The organism is Nocardioides sp. AN3 (assembly GCF_054653495.1).
The window spans coordinates 21,017-44,756 of the sequence record NZ_BAAIGC010000013.1 but is presented as its reverse complement, the minus strand read 5'-3'; the positions used below and the strand labels follow the sequence as shown (position 1 = coordinate 44,756).

The window sequence follows — 23,740 nt, the reverse complement described above, 5'->3', positions numbered from 1 at the left end:
GCCGCCGCACCAGGCGCGTCACACATCCAAGGAGAAGCAATGGCCAACAATCGAAAGCGGCTGCTTGCGGCGGCTGCGGCGACTGCCATGGCGCTCGCCCTCGCCGCGTGCGGTGGCGGCAGCGACGGCGGGAGCAAGAACAGCTCGTCGTCGTCGAGTGGAAGCGGCAAGGCGGGCGGCACGCTCACCTACTACTTCGCGACGCCGCTCGGTCACACCGACCCGCAGCGAACCTATGTCGGTGTTGACATCATCAACTTCACCCGCACCATCTACCGGCAGCTGGTCACCTATCCCGTCTCCACCGACCCGAAGAAGGGTCTGACCCCGGTTCCCGACCTGGCCACCGACACCGGTCGGGCCTCCGACGGCTCGAAGACCTGGCAGTTCACGCTCAAGGACGGCGTGAAGTGGCAGGACGGCAAGCCGATCACGTGTGAGGACCTCAAGTACGGCGCGTCGCGGGTCTTCGCCAACGACGTGCTCACCGGTGGCCCGAGCTACCTGTTGGCCTACCTCGACATCCCCACCGCCCCTGACGGCTCCCCGACCTACAAGGGCCCGTACACCAAGGCCGGCCAGGCCGACTTCGACAAGGCGGTCACCTGCGACGGCAAGACGATCACCTACCACTTCAAGGAGCCGTGGCCGGACTTCCCGTACGCCATCGCCTCGCTCCACATGATGGACCCCTACCGGCAGGACCAGGACAAGGGCAACGCGTCCAACTTCTCCATCTTCTCCAACGGCCCGTACATGCTGCAGGGGACCTGGGACGAGAACAAGGGCGGGACACTGGTTCGCAACCCGAACTACGACCCGAGCACGGACTCCAAGGAGATCCGCCAGGCGCTCCCGGACAAGATCGTGATGGACATCGGCAAGACTCCGGAGACCATCGCCGACCTGCTGATCCAGGACAGCCCGGAGGCCCAGGCCGCGATCACCCGCAACCGCATCCAGCCGCAGTACATCGCGCAGGCCTCCGGCCTCGGTGACCGCTACGAGAACGTCAACACCCCGTACGTCGACTACCTGGTCCCGAACGTCAAGCGTCTCTCGCTCCCGGTCCGCCAGGCCCTGGCCGAGTCGACCGACATCAACGGCTGGATCACCGCCGGTGGTGGCGAGAAGTTCTACAAGCCGGCCGACTCGATCGTCTCCCCGACGGTCCCCGGCTACCAGGCGCTCGACCAGTTCAAGAACATGGGCGCGGGCGACCCGGCGAAGGCCAAGGCGACGCTGCAGGCGGCGGGCGTGAAGATGCCCTACCCGATCACCTTCACCTTCGACGGCTCCTCGCAGACCGGCCAGAAGCAGGCGGCCGCGCTGAAGGAGACCTGGGACAAGGCGGGCTTCAACGTCACGCTCAACCCGCTCGTCGACGCCTACTACCCGACCATCCAGGACCCGAACTCGAAGTCGGACATCACCTGGGCCGGTTGGGGTGCTGACTGGCCGTCGGCCATCACGGTCACGCCGCCGCTGTTCGACAGCCGGGTCAACCTGACGAAGAGCTCGAACAACTCCGACTACGGCAACTACAAGAGCGATGCGTTCAACAAGCTCGTCGACCAGGCGCGCTCGTCCGCGTCGCTTCAGGACCAGACGAAGTACCTGCAGCAGGCCGACGAGGTCCTGGGCAAGGACTACGCCTACATCCCGCTCGAGCAGTCGCTCTTCAACTGGGTGCACGGCTCGAAGATCACCGGCTTCGAGGTGACGCCTTCGTCGAACGGCTACCCGGACCTGGGTGCGATCGGCGTCAAGCAGTGAGGCCGACGGCACCAGCCGTCCTCACTCCATAGCAGTACCCGGCGGGGGCCGTCTCGGCCCCCGCCCGACCCGGCCGGGTGGACGTACTGGCGTCCACCCGGCCTTGGGTGAGAGCCTGATCGCGTGGCAGTGGCACGCGGCCAGGCACCTGCCCATCCAGAATCAGACGATCTCGACCTCGAGGTGATCCACCCATGCTGGCCTACGTCATCCGCCGAATCTTCATCGGCGTGATCATGCTCCTGGCGATGAGCCTGGTGACGTTCGTGCTCTTCTTCGCCTCGCCCGTCGACCCCGCGCAGTTCGCCTGTGGCAAGAACTGCTCCCCTTCGCAGCGTGAGCAGGCCCGCAAGGCCCTGGGCTACCCGCCCCGCAACGCCGGGGTGTGGGAGAGCAACGTCAAGGGCCCGTTCAAGCTCTGGACCGACTTCACCAAGGGCCTCGTGGCGGGCCGCGACTTCCCGGCCGACGAGAAGATGCGCGAGGCGGCTCCCTCGCAGGTCGTGCACTGCTCCGCCCCGTGTCTCGGCTATTCGCACTACAGCTCCAAGACCGTCAACTCGATGGTCGAGCAGGCGCTCCCCATCACGTTCTCGATCGCACTCGCGGCGGTCATCCTCTGGATCTTCTTCGGTGTCCTCATCGGCGTGCTCGCCGCGGTCACCCAGGGATCCTTCATAGACCGCGGCATCGTCGGGCTGTCGCTGTTCGCCTACGCGTTCCCGTCGTTCTTCATCGGCACGTTCCTGCTGCGCTACATCGCCATCAAGTTCGGCTGGGTCTCGGTGCCGTCGTACACGCCGATCGCCGACGGCGGGCCGGGCAAGTGGGCGGCGAACCTCATGCTGCCGGCGATCACGCTCGCGCTGCTCTACATGGCCAGCTACGTGCGTATGACCCGTGCGTTCGTGCTCGAGTCGCTGACCGAGGACTACGTGCGCACCGCCAAGGCCAAGGGCGTGTCCCAACGCGTCGTGCTCTTCAAGCACGCGCTGCGCGCCGCGCTCACGCCGCTGGTGACCATGGCCGGCCTCGACTTCGCCAGCGTGCTCGGCGGCGCGATCATCACCGAGACGATCTTCAACTTCAACGGCCTCGGGAAGCTCGCCGTCTCGGCCAACACGAACTACGACCTGCCGGTGCTGATCGGCATCGTCCTGGTGGCCGGCGCGTTCGTGATCCTCGCCAACATCATCGTCGACATCCTCTACGCCTTCATCGACCCGCGCGTCCGGATCGGTTAGGAGAGTCAGCACTTGAGCACTGTGAGCTCTGCCAAGAGCACCCCCTACCTGTCCGTGAGGGACCTGAAGGTCCACTTCCCGACGGCGGACGGCATCGTCAAGGCGACCGACGGGCTGTCCTTCGACCTCGAGAAGGGCAAGACGCTCGGCATCGTCGGCGAGTCGGGCTCCGGCAAGTCGGTCTCGAGCTCGACGATCCTCGGCCTGCACCGCGGCACGCGCGCCCAGATCAGCGGCCAGATCCTCCTCGACGGCGTCGACCTGCTGCAGATCTCCGACGAGGAGATGCGCCGCCGGCGCGGCCTGGACGTCTCGATGATCTTCCAGGACCCTCTCTCGGCGATGCACCCCTACTACACGGTGGGCAACCAGCTGATGGAGGCCTTCCGGGTCCACAACGACGCGTCGAAGAAGGCGGCCCGCACCCGGGCCATCGAGATGCTCGACCGCGTCGGCATCCCGCAGCCCGACCGCCGCGTGGACGACTATCCGCACCAGTTCTCGGGCGGCATGCGGCAGCGCGCCATGATCGCGATGGGCCTCATCAACAACCCTGGCCTGCTGATCGCCGACGAGCCGACGACGGCCCTCGACGTGACCGTCCAGGCCCAGATCCTCGACCTGCTGCAGGACCTGCAGCGCGAGTTCGACTCGGCGATCATCATCATCACCCACGACCTCGGCGTCGTGGCGGAGATGGCCGACGACGTCCTGGTCATGTACGCCGGGAAGGCGGTCGAGTACGGCTCGACGAAGGAGATCCTGGTCCGGCCGGAGATGCCCTACACCTGGGGTCTGCTCTCGAGTGTCCCCGACGTCACCGCGGACACCTCGGCGAAGCTGATCCCCATCCCGGGCAACCCGCCGAGCCTGCTGAACCCGCCGTCGGGCTGTGCCTTCCACCCGCGCTGCCCGCACGTGGACAAGGTGCCGGGCGACCTGTGCCGCACCGTCCAGCCCGATCTCGTGCCCGGCCGCCAGGGCCTCGGCCACCTCAAGCGGTGCCACCTCGCCGACCCGGACGCCGTCTACGCCACCGAGGTGCTGCCGGAGTTCGACCCGGGACTCGCCGAGGAGCTGGCCGACGAGCTGGCGCTGGGGCCTCATGACCAGAAGGACACGCAGTGACTGCCGAGCTGACCTCTCAGGGCGCCACCGAGGCGCCGGCCGACGCGAAGCCGATCCTTCGCGTCGAGGACCTGAAGATGTACTTCCCGGTGAAGAGCTCCGGTCTGCTGCGCAAGACGATCGGCCACGTCCAGGCGGTGGACGGCGTCTCGTTCCAGGTGAACGCCGGCGCGTCGCTCGGCCTCGTCGGTGAGTCCGGGTGCGGCAAGTCGACGACCGGCCGGCTGATCACCCGTCTCTACCAGCCCACGGGCGGCACGATCGACTTCGACGGCCGTGACATCGCGAAGCTGTCCGACAGGGACCTGCACCCGCTCCGGCGCGACATCCAGATGATCTTCCAGGACCCCTACACGTCGCTGAACCCGCGGCACACGGTCGGGTCGATCATCGGGGCGCCGCTGGCGATCCACAAGGTCGTGCCGAGAGACAAGATCCTGCCGCGCGTTCAGGAGCTGCTCGAGATCGTCGGCCTCAACCCCGAGCACTACAACCGCTACCCGCACGAGTTCTCCGGCGGACAGCGCCAGCGCATCGGCATCGCGCGCGCCCTGACGCTGCAGCCGAAGCTGCTCGTCGCCGACGAGCCGGTCTCGGCGCTCGACGTGTCGATCCAGGCGCAGGTCATCAACCTGCTGCAGGACCTGCAGCGCGAGTTCAACATCGCGTTCCTGTTCATCGCCCACGACCTCGCCGTCGTGCGGCACTTCTGTCCCGAGATCGCGGTGATGTATCTCGGCAAGATCGTCGAGATCGCCGACCGCGACACCCTCTACAGCCGGCCGCACCACCCCTACACGCAGGCGCTCCTCTCCGCCGTGCCCGACGTCAAGCAGGCCCAGGTCGGCGGACGCCGCGACCGGATCCGGCTCGAGGGCGACGTGCCGTCGCCGATCAACCCGCCATCGGGCTGCCGGTTCCGCACGCGCTGCCCGATCGCTGCCGACATCTGTGCCCGCGTCGAGCCGCCGCTGCTCCAGGTCGGCCCGACCCACAAGGTCGCCTGCCACTTCCCGGGTGAGGTGGGCAAGCACCCGGAGAAGCCGATCACGCCCCGCCTCCTCGGCGTCGACGACACCGGCACGCCGGACCCCGCTGCGGGTCCCGCCACCGAGCTGCCGACCGGGCCCGGCTATGGGGACACCTGGTTCGACCTCCAGAACAACACGATGGGAAAGGCGACGCCATAGCACGCACCTCCCTGCGTTGGCGGCGCTCGACGACCGCTCCGCTCCCAAGGTCGCCTTCGCGCCGCCGCCTTGCGATGCACGCGCTCTGGCGCCGCCTGGGTACGCGGGCACGCGTCGCCTAGGGTTTGAGCGTGAGTGAGGGCCTGTTCGAGCTCGGCGGGGCGCCGACCGGGGGATCGCTGAGCTCGGCCGACCACGCGTCCGCGCCGCTCGCGGTCCGGATGCGGCCGCGGTCGCTGGACGAGCTGGTGGGCCAGGCGCAGCTGCGGGCGCCGGGCAGCCCGCTGCGGCAGCTCATCGAGGGCGATCGGTCGCTCTCCCTACTGCTGTGGGGACCGCCGGGCACCGGCAAGACGACGATCGCCGCGATCGTGAGCCGACAGACCGACCGCCGCTTCGTCGAGATCTCGGCGGTCTCGGCCGGCGTCAAGGAAGTCCGCGCGGCCATCGACAGCGCCCGAGCCGAGCTGGTGTCGACCGGCAAGGAGACGGTGCTCTTCGTCGACGAGGTGCACCGTTTCAGCAAGGCCCAGCAGGACGCGCTGCTGCCCGGCGTGGAGAACCGGTGGGTCACGCTGGTCGCCGCGACGACCGAGAACCCGTACTTCTCCGTCATCTCGCCGCTCCTCTCCCGCAGCCTGCTGCTCAAGCTCGAGTCGCTGACCGAGGATGACATCCGGGGCGTGCTGGAGCGGGCCCTGGCCGACGAGCGTGGGCTGGCGGGCGCCTACGCGATCGCCGAGGACGCGCTCGAGCACCTGGTCCGCCTGGCCGGTGGCGACGCCCGCCGGTCCTTGACCTACCTCGAGGCGGCGGCCGGTGCCGCGTCGTCGCGGGGGAGCAGCCAGATCGACCTGGCGACCGCGGAGACGGCCGTCGACACTGCTGCGGTGCGCTACGACCGCGACGGCGACCAGCACTACGACGTCATCAGCGCCTTCATCAAGTCGGTGCGAGGCTCGGACGCCGACGCGGCGCTGCACTACCTGGCTCGGATGATGGAGGCGGGCGAGGACCCCCGCTTCATCGCGCGCCGACTGATGATCCTCGCCAGCGAGGACATCGGCCTGGCCGACCCCACCGCGTTGACGACCGCGGTCGCCGCCGCCCAGACGGTGCAGCTCATCGGCATGCCGGAGGCGCAGCTCACGCTCGCGCACGCGACCATCGCGCTCGCCGTCGCCCCGAAGTCGAATGCGGTCACCACCGCGATCGGCGCCGCGCTCGCCGACGTGCGTGCCGGAAGGATCGGGCAGGTGCCCGCTCACCTGCGCGACGCGCACTACGGGGGCGCCAAGTTGCTGGGTCACGGTGCGGCCTACGTCTACGCACACGACGAGCCCTTCGGCATCGCCGAGCAGCAGTATCTGCCCGACGTCCTCGCCGAGGCCGCCTACTACCAGCCGAAGGAGATCGGCGCCGAGAGCGCCATCAAGGAGCGTTGGGAGCGGGTCCGGGCGATCGTCCGGGGTGCCGCGGCAGGAACGCGCAGGAAGCAGACGAAGGGCCCGCGATAGGGTCAGTCCTCATGACGGTGTCGACGATCCTGCTGGCCTGCGTGGCCGCGATCGCCGCTGCCGTCGCCGTCGTGGCGCTCGTCGGTCTGCGGCGCACCCGCCGCGACGCGGCGCGTGAGGCGGCCCTTCTGCGCGAGCGGCTCGAGGCCGTGGAGTCGCGCTTGCCGGCGCCGACGCCGGCGGCTCCTGCGCGCCACGAGCCCGAGTACGTCATCACGCGGCTCGGCGAGGCCGAGCCGGTCGGGTCGGGGACCGCGCCCGTGCCCGTCCCCCTGACGGCCCCGGCCTTCGCGGATGCGGTGCTGCGCGAGACGGTCGTCCAGACGGCCTCGCTCGTCCAGGGCGTACGTCGTGCGCTGGCCCTCGAGACCCGCAACCGGATCCGCTTCGAGATGCGCCGCGAGCTCAAGCGCTCCCGCCGGGCGCGTCGCGACGAGGTGAAGGAGGCGCTGCGCCAGTACCGCGCGCGGCACCGCGCCGAGACGAGCGAGAGCGAGGGTGCGGCGTGAGGCGCGGCCTCTGGTTCCTCGCGGGCGCCGGCGTCGGGGTCTATGCGATGGTGCGCGGCCGCCGCGCCGCCGAGGCGCTGACCTCCGACGGGCTGCACGACCGATGGCAGGCCCTCGGCCTAGGGGCGCGGATGTTCCGCGACGAGGTGGCGACCGGCAAGGCCGAGGCCGAGGCCTCGCTGCGGCAGCGGTTGCGGACGAGGGGTCTCGATACGCCCTCGCTCGTTCCTCGGCAGGGCTCCTCGACCGACGAGGTGGAGGGTCTCGATACGCCCTCGCTCGTTCCTCGCGAGGGCTACTCGACCAACGAGGTGACGGCTCGCGAGGGCTCCTCGACCAACGAAGACAACGATCCCGAGAAGCAGGAAGGCCCTCAGTGAGCACAGTGTCCGACGGTGGCCGGCCCGACACCTGGCTGAGCACGGCGGAGATCCGGCGGCGGTTCACCCACCACTTTGCCGACAACCCGAGCCTGCCCCACACCGTCGTGCCGTCGGCGTCGCTGCTCCTCGACGACCCCAACCTGCTGTTCGTGAATGCGGGGATGGTGCCCTTCAAGCCCTACTTCCTCGGCCAGGAGGCGCCCCCGTTCCCGCGGGCGACCAGCGTGCAGAAGTGCATCCGCACTCCCGACATCGAGGACGTCGGCAAGACGACGCGGCACGGCACCTTCTTCGAGATGTGCGGCAACTTCTCGTTCGGCGACTACTTCAAGGACGGCGCGATCACACTCGCGTGGGAGCTGGTGACCAAGCCGCTCGCCGACGGTGGGTTCGGGTTCGACGAGGCGGTGCTCTACCCGTCGGTCCTCGACGGGGACGAGGAGGCCGTGGGGATCTGGAGGCGCGTGACCGGCCTGCCGGACGACCGCATCGTGCGGCTGCCCCCGAAGGAGAACTACTGGTCGATGGGCGTGCCCGGGCCGGGGGGCCCGTGCTCGGAGATCCTCATCGACCGCGGCCCGGCGTACGGCGCCGACCGCGACTGGGACGCGGGTGACCGCTACCTGGAGTTCTGGAACCTCGTCTTCATGCAGGACGAGCTCTCCGCGGTCCGGTCGAAGAGCGACTTCGACATCGCCGGTCAGCTGCCGAAGAAGAACATCGACACCGGCATGGGCCTGGAGCGGGTGGCCTACCTGCTCCAGGGCCGCCACAACATGTATGAGACCGACGTGATGTTCCCGGTCATCGAGAAGGCGATGGAGCTCACCGGGCGCCGCTACGGCGCCGACCACGGGGACGACGTCCGCTTCCGCGTGGTCGCCGACCACGTCCGCTCGTCGCTCATGCTCATCAACGACGGCGTCACGCCGGGCAACGAGGGTCGCGGCTACGTGCTGCGTCGGCTGATGAGGCGCGCGATCCGGTCCATGCGGCTGCTCGGCTGCGAGGACCGGGTCCTGCCCGAGCTGCTGCCGGTCTCTCGCGACAAGATGGGCGAGACCTACACCGACCTGCACCAGAACTGGGAGCGCATCTCCACGGTCGCCTTCGCGGAGGAGGACGCCTTCCGGCAGACGCTGAAGGCCGGCAGCCAGATCTTCGATCTCGCCGCGACCGAGGTGAAGAAGGCCGGCGGCACCGTGCTCGACGGTGCCCGGGCGTTCCAGCTGCACGACACCTATGGGTTCCCGATCGACCTCACCCTGGAGATGGCGGCCGAGCAGGGCCTCGCGGTCGACGAGGACGGGTTCCGCCGGCTCATGGGTGAGCAGCGCCAGCGCGCGAAGGACGACGCTCGGGCGAAGAAGAGCGCTCACCGTGACGCTGCCGCCTACCGCGAGATCGCGGACTCGATCGGGCGGGCGGTCGACTTCACCGGCTACGAGACGACCGCGGACGAAGGGGTCGTGCGCGGACTCGTCGGTGCCGACGGGGTCGTCGCGAGCGCGCGCGAAGGCGACGAGATCGAGCTGGTCCTGGACCGGACGCCGTTCTATGCCGAGGGCGGCGGCCAGCTGGCGGACACCGGGCTCATCGAGCTCGCCAACGGTGCCCGTCTCGAGGTGCTCGACGTCCAGCAGCCGATCAGCGGCCTGATCGCCCACCGGGCGCGCGTGGTCGCCGGCGAGGTCGTGCCGGGTGTGGGCGCTCACGCGGTGGTGGACCTGGGTCGCCGCCTCGCGATCAGCCGGGCGCACACCGCCACCCACATGGTGCACAAGGCCTTCCGGGAGGCGCTCGGCGAGACCGCCACCCAGGCCGGCTCGGAGAACGCGCCCGGCCGCTTCCGGTTCGACTTCTCCGCGACGGGCGCGGTGCCCGCGTCGGTGATGACGGACGTGGAGGCCACGGTCAACGCCGTCATCCTCGACGACCTCGCCGTGCACGCGGAGTACATGTCGCAGCACGAGGCCGTCGCCTCGGGAGCGATGGCCCTCTTCGGCGAGAAGTACGGCGACGTCGTCCGCGTCGTCTCGGTCGGCGACTGGGCCCGTGAGCTCTGCGGCGGCACGCACACGGCGTCCAGCGGCAAGCTCGGGGTCATCAAGCTGCTCGGCGAGTCGTCGATCGGCTCCGGCGTTCGTCGCGTCGAGGCTCTGGTCGGCACCGATGCCTACCAGTTCCTCGCCCGTGAGCACGTGCTCGTCGCCCAGCTCTCCGAGGCCCTCAAGGCTCGTCCGGAGGAGCTGCCCGAGCGCGTCAGCGACCTGGTGGAGCGGCTGCGCTCGGCGGAGAAGGAGATCGAGCGGGTCAAGATGGCGCAGCTGCTCGCGAGCGCGGGATCGATCGCCGACGCGGCGGTCGACGTCGACGGTGTCGCCGTCGTCGCCGCCCGTGCCGCTGGTGCGGCCGGGGGCGACGTCCGCACGCTGGCGACCGATGTGCGCGCGCGTCTCGGCCAGACGTCCGGGGAGAGCCGGCCCGCCGTCGTCGTCCTCATCGGCGACGGCGACGGCAAGGTCTCGGTCGTGACCGCCACCAACGAGGCGGCACGGGCCCGTGGGCTCTCGGCCAACGCGCTGCTGCGCGAGCTCGCACCTGTCGTCGGGGGGAAGGGCGGCGGCAAGGACGACCTGGCGCAGGGCGGCGGCAGCGACTCCTCGCGGATCGACGAGGCCCTCGGGCTCGTGCTGGGCCTGGTGGCGAAGGCCTGATGCGGCGGCGGCGATGAGGACGGGCGTCAGGCTGGGGATCGATCCCGGCGACGCCCGCATCGGCGTCGCCCGCAGCGACCCGACCGGCTTCCTGGCCACCCCGCTCGAGACGGTGCGCCGGGGGCGGGGCGACGTCGCGCGGATCGCCTCCATCGCGGCCGAGATCGCGGCCGAGTCGCTCCTCCTCGAGGTGGTCGTGGGACTGCCCCGATCCCTCAAGGGCGGGGAGAACCCGGCCACCGTCAAAGTCCGTGCGTTCGCCGGCACACTGGCGACTCGGCTCGCGCCCACCCCGGTGCGCCTGGTCGACGAGCGGCTCACGACGGTTTCGGCGGAGGCTATGCTCCGCGACCGGGGCCGCAAGGGCCAGGACCGGCGGTCGGTCGTCGACCAGGCCGCAGCGGTCCTGATCCTGCAGCACGCGTTGGACACCGAACGCGCCGCGGGACAGGCGCCTGGAGAGATCGTCGAGGTCACGACACCATGAGCGAGCACGACGAGCACGGGCACGTGCCGGGGCTCGGCGACACCGCCGAGCGGCCCGCGGTGTACGCCGACGAGCCGGCGGCCCGTCACGACGTTCCTCCGCGCGGCGGAGCCCGGCGCGCCGAGCGCCGGCGCAGCCGACTGCCGGGCTGCCTCGCGGGGCTCGTCGCCCTCGCCGTGATCGTCGCGCTGCTGTGGGTGGGCTTCTCCTTCGTCAAGGACAAGATCGACGGGCTCGGCGGCAGCAAGGGGGGCGACTACTCCGGCCAGACGGCCCACGACCAGGTCACCGTCGAGGTCAAGCCGGGCGACAGCGCCGCGGCGATCGGGCGCACCCTCAAGGCTGCAGGCGTGGTGAAGTCGGTGGACGCGTTCATCTCTGCCGCCAACGCGAACCCCCAGGCCTCCGGCATCCAGGTCGGCTACTACACGCTCAAGAAGCAGATGAGCGCGGACGACGCACTCGCGGTGCTCGTCGACCCCTCCAACATCGTCAAGACGACCGTCACCGTGCCCGAGGGCCTCCGCGTCGTCGACGTCGTCGACGTCCTGGCCAAGAGAACAGGCTTCAAGAAGAGCGAGTTCCAAGCGGCGCTCAAGGACCCGTCGATCGGCCTGCCGGCCTATGCCAAGGGCAACCCCGAGGGCTACCTGTTCCCCGCCACCTACGCCTTCGGGCCGAAGGACAAGCCGGTCGACATGATCACGAAGATGGTCGCGCGGTGGAAGCAGGCTGCGGCAGAGAACCACCTCGAGGACCAGGCGGCCGCCCTCGGCTACACGCCCGAGCAGATGATGACCATCGCCTCGCTGGTGCAGGCCGAGGGCCGCGGCTCGGACATGCCGAAGATCGCGAGAGTGATCTACAACCGACTCGAGGGCCCGGGCAGCAAGCAGGGCACCAACGGTCTGCTCCAGATCGACGCGACGGTCAACTACGCCCTGGGTCGCAAGGGCATCGCGACCGTGACGACCGACGAGACCCACACCGACTCGCCGTACAACACCTATGTCCACCCCGGCCTTCCGCCGGCACCGATCGAGGCCCCCGGCGACGCGGCGATCCAGGCGGCCACGCATCCGGCGAAGGGCGACTGGTACTACTACGTCACGGTCAACCTCAAGACGGGGGAGACGAAGTTCGCGAAGACCTATGACGAGTTCCTGACCTACCGCCAGGAGCTCAAGGACTACTGCGCGAACGAGTCGGCCGGCGCCTGCTGACGACGATGCGATGTGCCGTCCTGGGCGACCCCGTCGCCCACTCGCTCTCACCCGTCCTGCACGCCGCGGGCTACGCCGAGGTCGGGCTCGAGGACTGGTCCTACGACGCCGTACGGGTGCCGAGCGGATCACTCGCCGGGTTCGCCTCCGACCTGGACCTGACCTGGCGGGGCCTCTCGGTCACCGCGCCGCTCAAGCGCGAGGCGCTCGCCTACGCCGCCACGGTGACCGCCCGCGCCCGGCTCGCCGGTGGCGTGAACACGCTGGTGCGGTCCGAGGCCGGATGGGCCGGGGACAACACCGACCTCCCGGGCGCCATCTCGGCGATCCGTGAGCGCTACGCCGGACCGGTCCGATCGGCGCTCATCCTGGGCGGCGGCGCCACCGCCGCGAGCGTCGGGCTCGCGCTGGCCGAGCTCGGGGCGTCGTCGTTGACGCTGGCGGTGCGTGAGCCGGCACGCGCGGCCGAAGCCGCCGGCGCGCTTGCCGCGCATCCATGCGCCCCGACCGTCGAGGTGATCTCCCTCGACTCGTTGTCGCTCGCGTCGGTGTCGATCGGCGATGGCGCGCTCGCGTCGGCCGACGTGGTCGTCTCCACCATCCCGGTGGAGGCCCAGACGCCGGAGCTGGTGGCACGGTGCGGGGGTGCGCCCGTCGTCTTCGAGGTCACCTACAACACCTGGCCCACCCCGCTCGCGGCCGCCGCGACCGGCATCGTCGTCTCCGGTCTCGACCTGCTCGTGCACCAGGCGGTGCTCCAGTTCGAGCAGTTCACGGGTCGCCCGGCGCCGCTCGAGGCGATGCGTGTCGCCGGTCTGGCCGCGCTCGCGGCTCGGGCTCAGTAGGGTTCGCGCATGCATCTCGTCCCGGCGCTGACCTGTGCCGTCGTCGGCGCGGGGACCGGCTGGCTCGTCCCGCGTCTGATCGCCGCACTCCCGGAGCCGGAGCCCGACCCCGACGAGAAGCCGGGCGAGTTCCCCGACAAGGTGCTCTACACCGATCTGGCGCGCTCGTCGGGCCTGGCGTGGCGATGCGCACTGGCGTGTGCCCTGGCGGCAGGACTCCTGGGCGGCGCGTTCGGCTGGTCGTGGGCGCTGCCGTGGCTGGTCTTCCTCGTCCCGGTGGGCTGCGCGCTGACGATCATCGACTACGTGACCTGGTTCCTGCCGTCGCGCCTGCTCGTGCCGTCGTACGTCGTCGTGGCCGTGCTGATCCTCGTCGGCGCGGTGGCCGTGCGCGACTGGCACGTGGTGCTGCAGGCGGCGATCGGCTGGGCGGCGCTCGGTGTCTACTACGGGCTGCTCTGGTTCATCAGCCCCCGGATCATGGCCTTCGGCGACGTGCGGCTCGGCGCGCTCATCGGCCTCGCCCTCGGGCCCCTCGGCGTCGGCGAGCTCGTCATCTCCGTCCTCGCGGCGGGCGTGCTCGGGGCACTGTCGTTCGTGCCGATGAAGCTCCTCGGACGCACGATCAAGCGTGACCGGACCAAGGGCCCGCTGCGCGAGCACGTGCCCTTCGGTCCGTTCCTCCTGCTGGGGGCACTCGTGGCCGCCGTCCTCGGTCAGGTCCTGGTCCTGACCTGACGTCGCCCGGTCGCGGCGCGTCTCACACCCCCGGCCGCGCATGCGCCCGGCTCGACCGGATGGGAGACTTGCGCCCATGTTGCGTTGGCTCACCGCGGGCGAGTCCCACGGCCCTTCCCTGGTCGCGATCCTGGAGGGCCTGCCTGCTCATGTGCGGATCACCACCGAGGAGATCGGGGACTCCTTGGCACGGCGACGCCTCGGCTACGGCCGGGGCGCCCGGATGAAGTTCGAGCGCGACGAGGTGACGCTCGTCGGCGGCGTCCGGCACGGCGAGAGCCAGGGTGGCCCCGTCGCCATCGAGGTGGGCAACACCGAGTGGCCGAAGTGGGAGACGGTGATGTCCGCCGACCCCGTCGACGCGGACGTCCTCGCCGGTCAGGCCCGCAACGCCGCCCTGACCCGCCCCCGGCCCGGACACGCCGACCTCGTCGGCATGCAGAAGTACGACTTCGACGACGCCCGGCCGATCCTCGAGCGGGCCTCGGCCCGGGAGACCGCCGCACGTGTCGCGCTCGGCAGGGTGGCGAGCAACTTCCTGGAGCAGGCCGTGGGCGCTCGGATCGTCTCGCACGTCCTCGAGATCGGCGGCGTCCGGACTCCGGGCGCCGAGCTGCCCACCCCCGAGGACGTCGCGCGGCTCGACGCCGACCCGGTCCGCTGCCTCGACCCGGACGGCTCCAAGCAGATGGTCGAGCGCATCGACCAGGCGCACAAGGACGGCGACACCCTCGGCGGCGTCGTCGAGGTCGTCGTCCACGGCCTGCCGCCGGGTCTGGGGTCGCACGTGCACTGGGACCGCCGTCTGGACGCCAGGCTCGCCGGGGCGCTCATGGGCATCCAGGCCATCAAGGGCGTCGAGGTCGGCGACGGCTTCGAGCTCGCCGCGACCCCCGGCAGCCAGGCGCACGACGAGATCGTGACGGGAGCCGACGGCATCCGGCGTGCGTCGGGCCGCAGCGGCGGCACCGAGGGCGGCATGAGCACCGGTGAGGTCCTGCGCGTGCGCGCGGCGATGAAGCCGATCGCCACCGTGCCGCGGGCGCTGCGCACGATCGACGTCGCGACCGGCGAGGCGGCGGTCGCGCACCACCAGCGCTCCGACGTCTGTGCCGTGCCGGCCGCCGGCATCGTCGCCGAGGCGATGGTCGCGCTCGTCCTAGCCGACGCGGTGCTGGAGAAGTTCGGCGGCGACTCGGTGGCCGAGACGCGCCGCAACGTCGCGTCGTACCTCGACGGCCTGCGCTACCGATGATTGAGCCGACGACGGGGCCGACGACAGCTCCGATGTCGCGACCTGTCGTGCTCGTCGGTCCGATGGGTGCCGGCAAGACCACCGTCGGCCGCGTCCTGGCCCGTCGGTGGGGCGTCGCGGTGCGCGACACCGACGCCGATGTCGAGGCGGGCGCGGGCAAGCCCGTCTCCGAGATCTTCGTCGACGAGGGCGAGGAGCACTTCCGGTCGCTGGAGAAGGCCGCGGTGGCCGACGCGCTGGCGTCCCACGACGGCGTCCTCTCTCTCGGAGGTGGCGCCGTGCTCGACCCGGACACCCAGGCGCTCCTGCGCGGGCACGACGTCGTCTTCCTCCGCGTGGGGCTGAGCGACGCCGTCAAGCGGGTCGGGCTCGGGACGGCGCGTCCACTCCTGCTGGGCAACGTGCGCGGCCGGGTCAAGCAGCTCCTCGACGAGCGGACGCCGATCTACGAGTCGGTCGCGACCCTCGTCGTCGAGACCGACGGCCGGACCCCCGAGCAGGTCGCCGACGACATCGAGGAGGGGCTGGGCCGATGACGACGATCCACGTGGGGGGCGCGTCGCCCTATGACGTGCACATCGGTCGCGAGCTGGGCGACCTCCTCCCCGCCATCCTGGGCGAGAAGGTCGAGCGGGTGGCGTTCCTCTACGCCGGCACTCTCGGAGCCCTGGCTGAGCCGATGCTCGACCGGCTCGTGGAGCGCTACGAGGTCCTGGCCCTCGGCCTTCCCGACGGCGAGGCCGCCAAGACCGCCGCCGTCGCGCACGACTGCTGGGAGGCGCTGGGGGAGAAGGGGTTCACCCGCTCCGACGCGGTCGTGACCTTCGGAGGCGGCGCGACCACCGACCTGGGCGGCTTCGTCGCCGCAAGCTGGCTGCGTGGCGTGCGCGTCGTGCACGTGCCGACGACCCTGCTGGCCATGGTCGACGCGGCCGTCGGAGGCAAGACCGGCATCAACACCGGTGCCGGCAAGAACCTGGTCGGTGCCTTCCACGAGCCGGCCGGGGTCCTGTGCGATCTGGCGCTGCTGCGCACGCTTCCGCGCGAGGAGCTCATCGCAGGTCTCGGCGAGATCATCAAGTGCGGCTTCATCACCGATCCCCGCATCCTCGATCTCGTCGAGCAGACCGACCCCGAGGAGCTGACGGGCCTGGGGGCCGCGACCTCCCCGGTGCTGGAGGAGCTGGTCGAGCGCGCGATCCGGGTCAAGGCCGAGGTGGTCGTGGCCGACCTCAAGGAGACCGGCGGCGCCCACGGACATCCGGGCCGCGAGGTGCTCAACTATGGTCACACCCTCGCCCACGCGATCGAGAAGCACGAGGACTACGCCATCCGGCACGGCGAGGCGGTGGCCATCGGCTGCGTCTACGCCGCCGAGCTGGCGCGGCTCGCCGGCCGGCTCGACGAGGCCACAGCGGCCCGGCACCGCGCTGCGTTCGCCCGCGTCGGCCTCCCGACGACCTACGACAAGGCCGGCTTCGACGACCTGATCGGCGCCATGCGCGTCGACAAGAAGGCTCGGGGGTCCCAGCTGCGCTTCCTCGTGCTCGACGGGCCGGCCAAGCCCGGCATCCTGGCCGGTCCGAGCGAGGACCTGCTCCGCGAGGCGTTCCGGGCGGTGTCCACATGAGCATCGCGCCCAAGCCGGTCCTGGTCCTCAACGGTCCCAACCTGGGCCGCCTCGGCAAGCGGCAGCCCGAGATCTACGGGTCGACGACGTACGCCGAGCTCGCTGCTCTGTGCGAGCAATGGGGCCGTGACCTCGGCCTCGAGGTCGAGGTGCGTCAGACCAACCACGAAGGCGTGCTTCTCGACTGGCTCAACGCCGCCGCCGACGACGAGACACCGGTCGTCCTCAACGCCGGCGCGTGGACGCACTACTCCTACGCGCTCTACGACGCCTGCGCCCAGCTGACCGCGCCCCTGGTCGAAGTGCACATCAGCGCGCCGTCGAAGCGTCCCGAGGAGTTCCGGCACACCTCCGTCGTCACCCCGCACGCAGCGCGGGTCATCGAAGGACAGGGCCTGGCCGGCTACCGCTTGGCGCTGGAGACCGTCGCCGGACGCTGAGCGCCCGGCGACGCTCCGGCAGGACCCGGGGGCCAGGTCAGCGGACGCGCACCTGGAACGCTGTCTGGCCGGTCACGACCACCCCCGTCTGCGTCCGCGTCTGCACCGAGGGCGACTCCTCCGAGTCGAGCTGCAGGCTCAGGGCGAGCTCGTCGTTGCGCGGTGCCGTCGCCAGGGTCCGCAGGAGCTGCGCGAAGGACGTGGGCTCTGCCGTGCTCGGCGCGCCGTCGCCGTCGCCCGAGTCGCTGCCGCCGCCCGCGGAGCCGACCACCACGGCCCCGGTGCTTCCGGGCACGAGCGACGCCGGGACGCTGAGTCGCGTGCTGACCACCTTCGAGCCCAGCTCGTTGCGCCGCGACCGGAGGACGACCCGCATCAGGACACGACCGCCGTGCCGCACCCTGACGACGGACTCGGTCCCGACCGCGTGCCACGCACCCTTGACCCGCACCTGGACCTTCGCGATGTGGAACCTGCGCACCTGCTCGGAGAGCGAGGTGTCGATCCGGACCTGGTCGAGGGTCACGCCCGTGAAGTCGTTGCCGATGACGGCGTCGACATCGGCTGCCGGCTCGAAGGTGCTGGCGTAGCTGACGTCGTCGTCGTCCACGACGCGGTTCCCGCGCGTGAGCGTGAAAGGCGTTCCCGCCGTGGTGTGCCCGCTGATCGTGAAGCGGACCGTCGCCGTGCCCTTCCCGGTGTGGTCGAAGACGCGGTCGAGGTTCAGGAGGTCGCCCATCGCGGTCGCCGCCGAGACGAAGTCCGGGAGGCTCACGCGGGTGTCGCCGACGCGGCTCCTGCCGGTCGGGCCGGCGACGACGGTTCGCACGAGCGTGCTGGGCGGCGCCGCGCCCAGCTCGCCCTTGATCCCGACCATGCGGTCCTCATCGACGGTGCCGACCGGCCCGGTCGGGTTGGTCACCTTGAAGGGCGCCCCCGCGGTGTCCTCCTGCACGTAGACGGCGGACGCGCCGTGCATCGTCAGGGTCGTGTCACCGGCGAAGTTGAACGGATGACCGAAGCCGACGACCGTGCCGTTGCACACCATCGTCGTCGTGCCCGTGCCGACGGCGGAGAGGTCGCCGTAGGACATCGACGCCGCCAGGTTGCTGCCGGCGAAGATCTGCGGGTCACCGCCGCTCAGAGGCGCCGCAGCGGCCGGCGCGGACCGGTAGAGCCGGACGTCACCCAGGTTCAGGCGCGTCGATGCGCGCTTCATCCGTGCGCTGCTCAGGCCCGAGACGCCGACGGGCACCCTCAGCCGCTCCAGCCCCGAGGCCGCCTCGCTCGAGGTCGTCGCAGCGCTCGCCGTGACCCGGGCCAGCAGCGCGCCCCGGAGGGCCACCCGCTTGGCGGTGCGCAGCTGCGGGGTCGGGGACGTGGCCAACAGCGCCTTCATGTCCTCGGCCGGTGTCACACCCGCGACCGGAGAGCTGCCGGACGCCAGGCCGTAGGACACCGCGCCGATGAGCCGACCGTCGGTCGCGTAGACCGGGGAGCCGCTCATGCCCTCCCAGATCCCGCCGACGCGGTCGATCTCGGGCGACGTCAGCCGCACGACGATCAGGTCGAGTCCCGGCGCGATGCCGTCGACGATCGTGCCGAGCACGGTGCCGGTGAAGGTGTCGGGCGTGGTGCCCGACGAGACCGTGAGCCCGTCGACCGGCTGGTCCTTCACGAGGTCGGCGACGGGGTAGGTCTGCGGGCAGTCCGCGTCTGCCGGAGCGGGCACGGACTGCGCCGGGGCGAGGGTGAGGATGCCGGAGGCGGCTGCCAGCGACATCGTTCCGAGGAGGGCAGTCACCGGCCGCCGCAAGCGCTTGGACATCAGAGAACTCCTTCGTCTTGAGGCGTCTGACGACACCGGCTCGAGCGCGAGCCGCTGAGACGCTGGCGCGCGGGTCGGTTGTCGTGACCTACGGAGGGTCGGACGCCCTGCTGAGATACAAGCGCGCGGAGAAGGACCTCGTCCAGCGCTTCACTAGACCTCCCAGCCCTCCTTGCGCAGGCGGGCGAGCCCCCGGCTGCGTGCCATGCGAGCCGCTGGCCGCTTGATGCCGAGCACCTGCGCGGTGGTAGCCAGGTCGAGACCGACGACGTCCATGCACGCGATGACCTCGCCCTCGCGGCGGGGCAGGGCGGCGAGGGCACGTCGTACGGCGTCGTGGTGCTCGACGGTCGATGTCTCCGCGGGCACGGGCACCTCCGGGAGGTCGGCGGTCCCGTATGTCGCCCGGCGGGCCACCTTCCGCCGCGCGTTCAGCAGGTGATGGCGGGCGATGGTGAACAGCCAGCCTCCGAAGGCCTCGTCGTCGCCGCTGAAGTCAGCGATCCGCGACGCAGCGACGGCCCAGGCCTCCATCGCCAGGTCCTCGTGGTCGGCGCTGGGATCGCCACTGGGGAGCTGACGCAGCCAGAGCAGCAGGCGGCCTGCGTGCTGGTCGTAGAGCTCATGCCACGCCGCCGCGTCACCCGTGCGAGCGCGCTCGACCACGGATAGGTGCGTCGTCGCCTCCGAGGAGCTCCGAAGCGTGCTCAACCGGAGTGCTCCCCTGCCTGCCCGTCGACCGACGAGACGCCCTCGGAGGAGCCGTCGCCGTCTCTGGTGCCGGTGCGGTTGTCAGAGTCGTCGACCGAGGCAGACTCGGAGTCCTTCCCGGAGTCGTCGCCCGACGGGCCGGACGAACGAGAGGTCTCGTGAGACGCCTGTTCGCCCGTCTCGTCGTGCTCGGAGTGCTCGGACCGGCCGTGGTCCTCCTTCTCGTCAGACCTGGGCGACGCCGTCGGCGGCGTGAGGGCCTCGGCTTGACGCGGCGCGTCGCCGTCACGCTCCGCCGAGGCCGCTGGCGTGGGCGCCTTCTGCTCGCCTCCTACCGGCGCGGCGGACGCCGGTGCCGTGGTGGTGGGGGCGAGGTGCTCAGCGGGCACGATCGTGGGGCGTGGCTCATCGTGCTGCCGGACCTGGCCGGCCGCGAACGTGGCACCTCCCGTCGCCAGGACGATCGCCGCCCCGGCGACGGGCAGGTGCCACCGCCGACGCGCGACGGGGGACGCGCTCGGCTTCGACGCACGGGCCAGATCGGCCAGCCGCGCTGCGAGCGACGCGTCGGAGACGACGCTCGGTGGGTCAAGCCGAAGCCGGCCGCGGGCAGGCCCGTCGGTCACGACGGGCCCGCACCTGCCATGCGGCGGGGGCGATCAGTCATCACCCGCGCCATCATGCCCGCTCGCCTCGTGGTCGTCGCCGCCGCCATCGTGGTGGGCCCCCTCGCGGTCGTCGCCCTGGTGCTCCCCGCCCTGGTGGTCGCCGTCGTCATGCGCGCTGGACACGTGCGGCGTCGCGTTCTCGCCTTGGTCGTCCTCGCCCTGGTCGTCGGCTCCCGTGTCGTCGGATCGATCGTCCGGCGCCTCGGTGTCGGGCGCGTGGGTCTCCGGCGCCTCCGTGTCGGGGGCCTCGACCTCGGGCGCCTCCGTCTCGGGCGCCTCCGTCTCGGGCGCGTGGGTCTCGGGCGCGTCGGTCTCCGGCGCCTCCGGCGTCGGGTCGTCCGTCGTCTCGGGGGCCTGCGTCGCTGCCGGGTCCGAGGTCTCGGCGTCCGCCGCGGGCGTGAGCTCCGAGGTCGGAGTGTCGTGCTGACCGGGGCCGATCGCGTCGGCGGCGTAGGCTCCGCCGACCGCACACACGAGCACGGCAGCCGCACCGGCGGCGATCTTGACCTTGTTGAGGTGTCGCAAGGGTCCTCCTGGACCTGTCGGGGCCGCTCCCGAGAGGGAGCCTCACCAGCGACATGTCGCGAGGGGCCCTCAGGCGAACACGGGCTCCTCGGATTTTGCCAGGCTGACGGTCCACGGCGGCAGCATCCACTGGGTCAGCGGCCCGATCGTGAGGGCGTAGACGACCGTGCCGAGGCCGAGTGGGCCGCCGAGCAGCAGACCGAGCGCCACGACAGTGACCTCGAGGCCGGTGCGCACGAGCCCGATCGACCAGCCCGTGCGGCGGGCGAGCCCGGTCATGAGACCGTCACGTGGACCGCGACCGAACTGCGCCCCGATGTACATCGCCGTGGCCAGTCCACACAGCGCCACCCCACCGAGCATGAGGGCCACCCTCGCCAGGAGGGCCTCCGGGCGGTCGAGCAGAGCCAGCGTCGCATCCGTGCTCGGGCCGATGAGCAGGGCGTTGGCAACCGTGCCGATCCCGGGCTTCTCCCGCAGCGGGATCCAGAGCAGCAGCACGGCGAACGACGTGGCGACGAGCACCGTGCCTAGGCTCAGCCCGAGGTGGTCGGCGATGCCCAGGTGGAGCACGTCCCACGGCGCGACGCCGAGGCCGCCGCGGACCATGAGTGCCAGCGAGACGCCGTAGAGCAGCAGGCCCGCCAGGAGCTGAGTGAGGCGACGGCCCAGCCGTCCGGCGCGCAGCTGGGCGAGGGGACCGAGATCGGCGAGCGGTGTCACGTGACAAGCCTCCACCGGATTGGACTGTTCCGAAATAGCCAATCGTGCGACAGTGGACTGCATGACGCGGACGATCAACGCCGGCCGGCTGGCCCAGCTCGTCGACGGCTTCCACCGCTCGCCGGCGTACGCCGGGCTGGCCGAGAGCCTGACCCTGCTCATCGGCGACGGCCGGATCGCGCTCGCCACCCGGCTGCCGAGTGAACGCGACCTCAGCACGGCCATCGGCGTGTCCCGGACGACGGTGACCCGGGCCTACGCGGCCCTCGTGGAGAGCGGCTATGCCGAGGCACGCCAGGGCGCCGGCACCTTCACCCGCGTGCCCGGCGACCGGCGCCGCGCTCACGACCGGGCCCTCATGCCCGGCGGGCGGTCCGACGACGTGATCGACCTCAACTGCGCCGCCGGCTCGGCACCACCCGGCCTCGCTGCGGCCTATGCGGACGCCGTGGCCGAGCTTCCGGCCTACCTGGGCGGACACGGCTACTTCCCTGCCGGGCTGCCGAGGCTGCAGGAGGCGATCGCCCGGTCCTACGACGCACGGGGACTGCCGACGCGACCCGAGCAGGTCATGGTGACGCCGGGAGCCCTCTCGGCGGCGGCGATCGTGGCACAGGCGTTCACGCGGCCGGGGACCCGGGTGCTGGTCGAGACGCCGACCTATCCCAATGCCGTCGACGCGCTGCGCAACGCCGGCGCCCGGCTGGTGGCCCTCCCGGTGGCCCCGGACGGCTGGGAGCTGGACGGACTCGAGGCCACCCTGCGGAGCACGAGACCTGCGATGGCCTCGCTCATCCCGGACTTCCAGAACCCCACGGGACTCGTGATGAGCGCCGAGGAGCGCGAGCGCGTCGCCGCCGCGCTGCACGCGTCCGGGACCGTGCCCATCGTGGACGAGGCGCACCAGGCGCTCATGCTCGACGGCGTCGACATGCCCCCACCCTTCGCGACCTTCGCTCCGGAGACGATCACGCTGGGCAGCGCGTCGAAGAGCTTCTGGGGTGGCCTGCGCATCGGCTGGATCCGCGTGCCCGACGCTGCGCGGATGCGGGAGCTGACCCAGGCTCGCGTGCGCCTGGACCTGGGCGCGCCTGTCCTGGAGCAGCTGGCCTTCGCGCGCCTGCTCGACGACCCGGCGCCGGTCGTCGAGGCGCACCGTGCGCGTCTGCGCGAGCAGCGGGCGGCACTGCTGGGCGCGGTGCGCGAGCACCTGCCCGAGTGGACGTTCCGGCCGCCGCGGGGCGGCCTGTGCCTGTGGTGCCGCCTGCCGGAGCCGGTCGCCACCGACGTCGCCGTCGAGGCCGAGCGACGCGGCGCCGTCGTGGCCCCCGGTCCTGTGTTCGCGATGGAGGGGGGCCTCGACCACTTCCTGCGCATCCCGTGGAGTCGCCCGCCCGAGGAGCTCGACGCCGCGGTCCGGGTCCTGGCGGAGGCCTGGGACGTCGTCGGGGGCCGCGGCGCGGCCGGTGACGGGCGCCGCGCCCGGCGCGATGCCCGCCCCGGTGCCCGGCCGGTCGCGGCCCGCGTCATCGTGGCCTGAGTTTCGTCCGCTCCCAGCGCCGCCGATAGACTCGGCCGCTGGTGCCGCGGCACCCATGAAGACCTTGACAACTTGCAGATCAGAAGGCTGGACGCATGGCAACCACGAACGACCTCAAGAACGGCATGGTTCTCAACATCGACGGCCAGCTCTGGTCGGTGGTCGAGTTCCAGCACGTGAAGCCCGGCAAGGGCCCGGCGTTCGTGCGCACCAAGTTGAAGAACGTCGAGTCGGGCAAGAACGTCGACAAGACCTTCAACGCCGGCACCAAGGTCGAGACCGCCACGGTCGACCGTCGGACCTACCAGTACCTGTACAACGACGGCACCAACTACGTGTTCATGGACACCTCGACCTACGACCAGATCGAGGTCGGCCCCGAGCTCGTGGCGGACGCCAAGAACTACATGCTCGAGAACACCGACGTCATCGTCGCCACCAACGAGGGCCGCGTGCTTTTCGTGGAGCTGCCCGCCTCGGTCGAGCTCGAGGTGACCTACACCGAGCCGGGCGTCGTCGGCGACTCGGCCACGGGCCGGACCAAGCCCGCCACGCTCGAGACCGGCCACGAGATCCAGGTCCCGCTCTTCATCGAGCAGGGCGAGAAGATCAAGGTCGACACGCGTGAGGGCGGCTCCTACCTCAGCCGCGTGAAGGGCTGAC

At 71.1% G+C, this 23,740-nt stretch carries 23 protein-coding genes; 18 read left to right on the top strand and 5 right to left on the bottom strand.

Features of this window, described 5'->3' with window-relative positions:
• Positions 1-39: 39 nt before the first annotated feature.
• The 16 genes from ACYQ1K_RS15505 to ACYQ1K_RS15430 all read left to right on the top strand — a co-directional run bounded on the left by ACYQ1K_RS15505 (position 40) and on the right by ACYQ1K_RS15430 (position 17,082).
• Complete coding sequence (locus tag ACYQ1K_RS15505; RefSeq protein WP_459984014.1) at positions 40-1,776, top strand: ABC transporter substrate-binding protein; 1,737 nt, start codon at positions 40-42, stop codon at positions 1,774-1,776.
• 194 nt (positions 1,777-1,970) lie between these two features.
• On the top strand, positions 1,971-3,020 hold the full coding sequence (locus tag ACYQ1K_RS15500; protein WP_459984013.1) for an ABC transporter permease: 1,050 nt from the start codon (positions 1,971-1,973) through the stop codon (positions 3,018-3,020).
• 12 nt (positions 3,021-3,032) lie between these two features.
• Positions 3,033-4,148 (top strand): ABC transporter ATP-binding protein, encoded by a 1,116-nt coding sequence (locus tag ACYQ1K_RS15495; RefSeq protein ID WP_459984012.1) that lies wholly within the window; start codon positions 3,033-3,035, stop codon positions 4,146-4,148.
• 77 nt (positions 4,149-4,225) lie between these two features.
• Positions 4,226-5,338 (top strand): ABC transporter ATP-binding protein, encoded by a 1,113-nt coding sequence (locus ACYQ1K_RS15490; RefSeq protein ID WP_459984109.1) that lies wholly within the window; start codon positions 4,226-4,228, stop codon positions 5,336-5,338.
• Between the two features lie 131 nt (positions 5,339-5,469).
• Positions 5,470-6,855: a replication-associated recombination protein A gene (locus tag ACYQ1K_RS15485; protein ID WP_459984011.1), complete on the top strand. Its 1,386-nt coding sequence runs from the start codon at positions 5,470-5,472 to the stop codon at positions 6,853-6,855.
• An 11-nt stretch (positions 6,856-6,866) separates the two neighbouring features.
• On the top strand, positions 6,867-7,364 hold the full coding sequence (locus ACYQ1K_RS15480; protein ID WP_459984010.1) for a hypothetical protein: 498 nt from the start codon (positions 6,867-6,869) through the stop codon (positions 7,362-7,364).
• Positions 7,361-7,744, top strand: coding sequence for a DUF6167 family protein (locus tag ACYQ1K_RS15475; RefSeq protein ID WP_459984009.1), 384 nt, complete (start codon positions 7,361-7,363; stop codon positions 7,742-7,744). The genes ACYQ1K_RS15480 and ACYQ1K_RS15475 overlap by 4 nt, the downstream gene beginning before the upstream one ends.
• Before the next feature lie 35 nt (positions 7,745-7,779).
• Entirely contained in the window at positions 7,780-10,464 is a 2,685-nt protein-coding gene (gene alaS / locus ACYQ1K_RS15470; RefSeq protein ID WP_459984108.1) for an alanine--tRNA ligase, read from the top strand.
• Between the two features lie 13 nt (positions 10,465-10,477).
• Entirely contained in the window at positions 10,478-10,951 is a 474-nt protein-coding gene (ruvX, locus tag ACYQ1K_RS15465) for a Holliday junction resolvase RuvX (protein ID WP_459984008.1), read from the top strand.
• Positions 10,948-12,174, top strand: coding sequence for an endolytic transglycosylase MltG (gene mltG / locus ACYQ1K_RS15460; RefSeq protein WP_459984007.1), 1,227 nt, complete (start codon positions 10,948-10,950; stop codon positions 12,172-12,174). The genes ruvX and mltG overlap by 4 nt, the downstream gene beginning before the upstream one ends.
• Before the next feature lie 5 nt (positions 12,175-12,179).
• The gene (locus tag ACYQ1K_RS15455; RefSeq protein WP_459984006.1) at positions 12,180-13,019 is read left to right on the top strand and encodes a shikimate dehydrogenase; all 840 of its coding nucleotides are present in this window, start codon (positions 12,180-12,182) and stop codon (positions 13,017-13,019) included.
• A gap of 9 nt (positions 13,020-13,028) precedes the next feature.
• On the top strand, positions 13,029-13,757 hold the full coding sequence (locus tag ACYQ1K_RS15450) for an A24 family peptidase (RefSeq protein ID WP_459984005.1): 729 nt from the start codon (positions 13,029-13,031) through the stop codon (positions 13,755-13,757).
• A 76-nt stretch (positions 13,758-13,833) separates the two neighbouring features.
• The gene (gene aroC, locus ACYQ1K_RS15445; RefSeq protein ID WP_459984004.1) at positions 13,834-15,012 is read left to right on the top strand and encodes a chorismate synthase; all 1,179 of its coding nucleotides are present in this window, start codon (positions 13,834-13,836) and stop codon (positions 15,010-15,012) included.
• A gap of 32 nt (positions 15,013-15,044) precedes the next feature.
• Positions 15,045-15,548, top strand: coding sequence for a shikimate kinase (locus tag ACYQ1K_RS15440; protein ID WP_459984003.1), 504 nt, complete (start codon positions 15,045-15,047; stop codon positions 15,546-15,548).
• The gene (gene aroB, locus ACYQ1K_RS15435) at positions 15,545-16,642 is read left to right on the top strand and encodes a 3-dehydroquinate synthase (RefSeq protein WP_459984002.1); all 1,098 of its coding nucleotides are present in this window, start codon (positions 15,545-15,547) and stop codon (positions 16,640-16,642) included. The genes ACYQ1K_RS15440 and aroB overlap by 4 nt, the downstream gene beginning before the upstream one ends.
• The gene (locus ACYQ1K_RS15430; RefSeq protein WP_459984001.1) at positions 16,639-17,082 is read left to right on the top strand and encodes a type II 3-dehydroquinate dehydratase; all 444 of its coding nucleotides are present in this window, start codon (positions 16,639-16,641) and stop codon (positions 17,080-17,082) included. The genes aroB and ACYQ1K_RS15430 overlap by 4 nt, the downstream gene beginning before the upstream one ends.
• Positions 17,083-17,119: 37 nt before the next feature.
• Here ACYQ1K_RS15430 and ACYQ1K_RS15425 read toward each other — a convergent pair whose 3' ends face one another.
• The 5 genes from ACYQ1K_RS15425 to yczE form a co-directional block, all read right to left on the bottom strand.
• Positions 17,120-18,910, bottom strand: a complete 1,791-nt coding sequence (locus ACYQ1K_RS15425) for a hypothetical protein (RefSeq protein WP_459984000.1) — start codon at positions 18,908-18,910, stop codon at positions 17,120-17,122.
• A 153-nt stretch (positions 18,911-19,063) separates the two neighbouring features.
• Positions 19,064-19,621, bottom strand: coding sequence for an RNA polymerase sigma factor (locus tag ACYQ1K_RS15420; protein WP_459983999.1), 558 nt, complete (start codon positions 19,619-19,621; stop codon positions 19,064-19,066).
• Positions 19,618-20,247, bottom strand: coding sequence for a hypothetical protein (locus ACYQ1K_RS15415; RefSeq protein ID WP_459983998.1), 630 nt, complete (start codon positions 20,245-20,247; stop codon positions 19,618-19,620). Before ACYQ1K_RS15415 ends, ACYQ1K_RS15420 begins: the two co-directional genes overlap by 4 nt.
• A gap of 33 nt (positions 20,248-20,280) precedes the next feature.
• Positions 20,281-20,814: a hypothetical protein gene (locus ACYQ1K_RS15410; RefSeq protein ID WP_459983997.1), complete on the bottom strand. Its 534-nt coding sequence runs from the start codon at positions 20,812-20,814 to the stop codon at positions 20,281-20,283.
• A gap of 69 nt (positions 20,815-20,883) precedes the next feature.
• A complete protein-coding gene (gene yczE, locus ACYQ1K_RS15405) occupies positions 20,884-21,537 on the bottom strand; it encodes a membrane protein YczE (RefSeq protein ID WP_459983996.1) in 654 nt (217 codons plus the stop codon).
• Positions 21,538-21,598: 61 nt separating this feature from the next.
• On the opposite strand from yczE, the gene yczR reads away from it, so the two are divergent.
• Entirely contained in the window at positions 21,599-23,077 is a 1,479-nt protein-coding gene (gene yczR / locus ACYQ1K_RS15400) for a MocR-like transcription factor YczR (protein WP_459983995.1), read from the top strand.
• A 95-nt stretch (positions 23,078-23,172) separates the two neighbouring features.
• Positions 23,173-23,739: an elongation factor P gene (efp, locus tag ACYQ1K_RS15395; RefSeq protein ID WP_459983994.1), complete on the top strand. Its 567-nt coding sequence runs from the start codon at positions 23,173-23,175 to the stop codon at positions 23,737-23,739.
• Position 23,740: the final 1 nt, after the last annotated feature.

Coding starts and splice junctions, on each gene's coding strand:
- ACYQ1K_RS15505 (WP_459984014.1), top strand. CDS start 40: ATGGCCAACAATCGAAAGCGGCTGCTTGCGGCGGCTGCGGCGACTGCC.
- ACYQ1K_RS15500 (WP_459984013.1), top strand. CDS start 1,971: ATGCTGGCCTACGTCATCCGCCGAATCTTCATCGGCGTGATCATGCTC.
- ACYQ1K_RS15490 (WP_459984109.1), top strand. CDS start 4,226: ATGTACTTCCCGGTGAAGAGCTCCGGTCTGCTGCGCAAGACGATCGGC.
- ACYQ1K_RS15480 (WP_459984010.1), top strand. CDS start 6,867: ATGACGGTGTCGACGATCCTGCTGGCCTGCGTGGCCGCGATCGCCGCT.
- ruvX (WP_459984008.1), top strand. CDS start 10,478: ATGAGGACGGGCGTCAGGCTGGGGATCGATCCCGGCGACGCCCGCATC.
- mltG (WP_459984007.1), top strand. CDS start 10,948: ATGAGCGAGCACGACGAGCACGGGCACGTGCCGGGGCTCGGCGACACC.
- ACYQ1K_RS15455 (WP_459984006.1), top strand. CDS start 12,180: ATGCGATGTGCCGTCCTGGGCGACCCCGTCGCCCACTCGCTCTCACCC.
- ACYQ1K_RS15450 (WP_459984005.1), top strand. CDS start 13,029: ATGCATCTCGTCCCGGCGCTGACCTGTGCCGTCGTCGGCGCGGGGACC.
- aroC (WP_459984004.1), top strand. CDS start 13,834: ATGTTGCGTTGGCTCACCGCGGGCGAGTCCCACGGCCCTTCCCTGGTC.
- ACYQ1K_RS15440 (WP_459984003.1), top strand. CDS start 15,045: ATGTCGCGACCTGTCGTGCTCGTCGGTCCGATGGGTGCCGGCAAGACC.
- aroB (WP_459984002.1), top strand. CDS start 15,545: ATGACGACGATCCACGTGGGGGGCGCGTCGCCCTATGACGTGCACATC.
- ACYQ1K_RS15430 (WP_459984001.1), top strand. CDS start 16,639: ATGAGCATCGCGCCCAAGCCGGTCCTGGTCCTCAACGGTCCCAACCTG.
- ACYQ1K_RS15425 (WP_459984000.1), bottom strand. CDS start 18,910: ATGTCCAAGCGCTTGCGGCGGCCGGTGACTGCCCTCCTCGGAACGATG.
- yczR (WP_459983995.1), top strand. CDS start 21,599: ATGACGCGGACGATCAACGCCGGCCGGCTGGCCCAGCTCGTCGACGGC.
- efp (WP_459983994.1), top strand. CDS start 23,173: ATGGCAACCACGAACGACCTCAAGAACGGCATGGTTCTCAACATCGAC.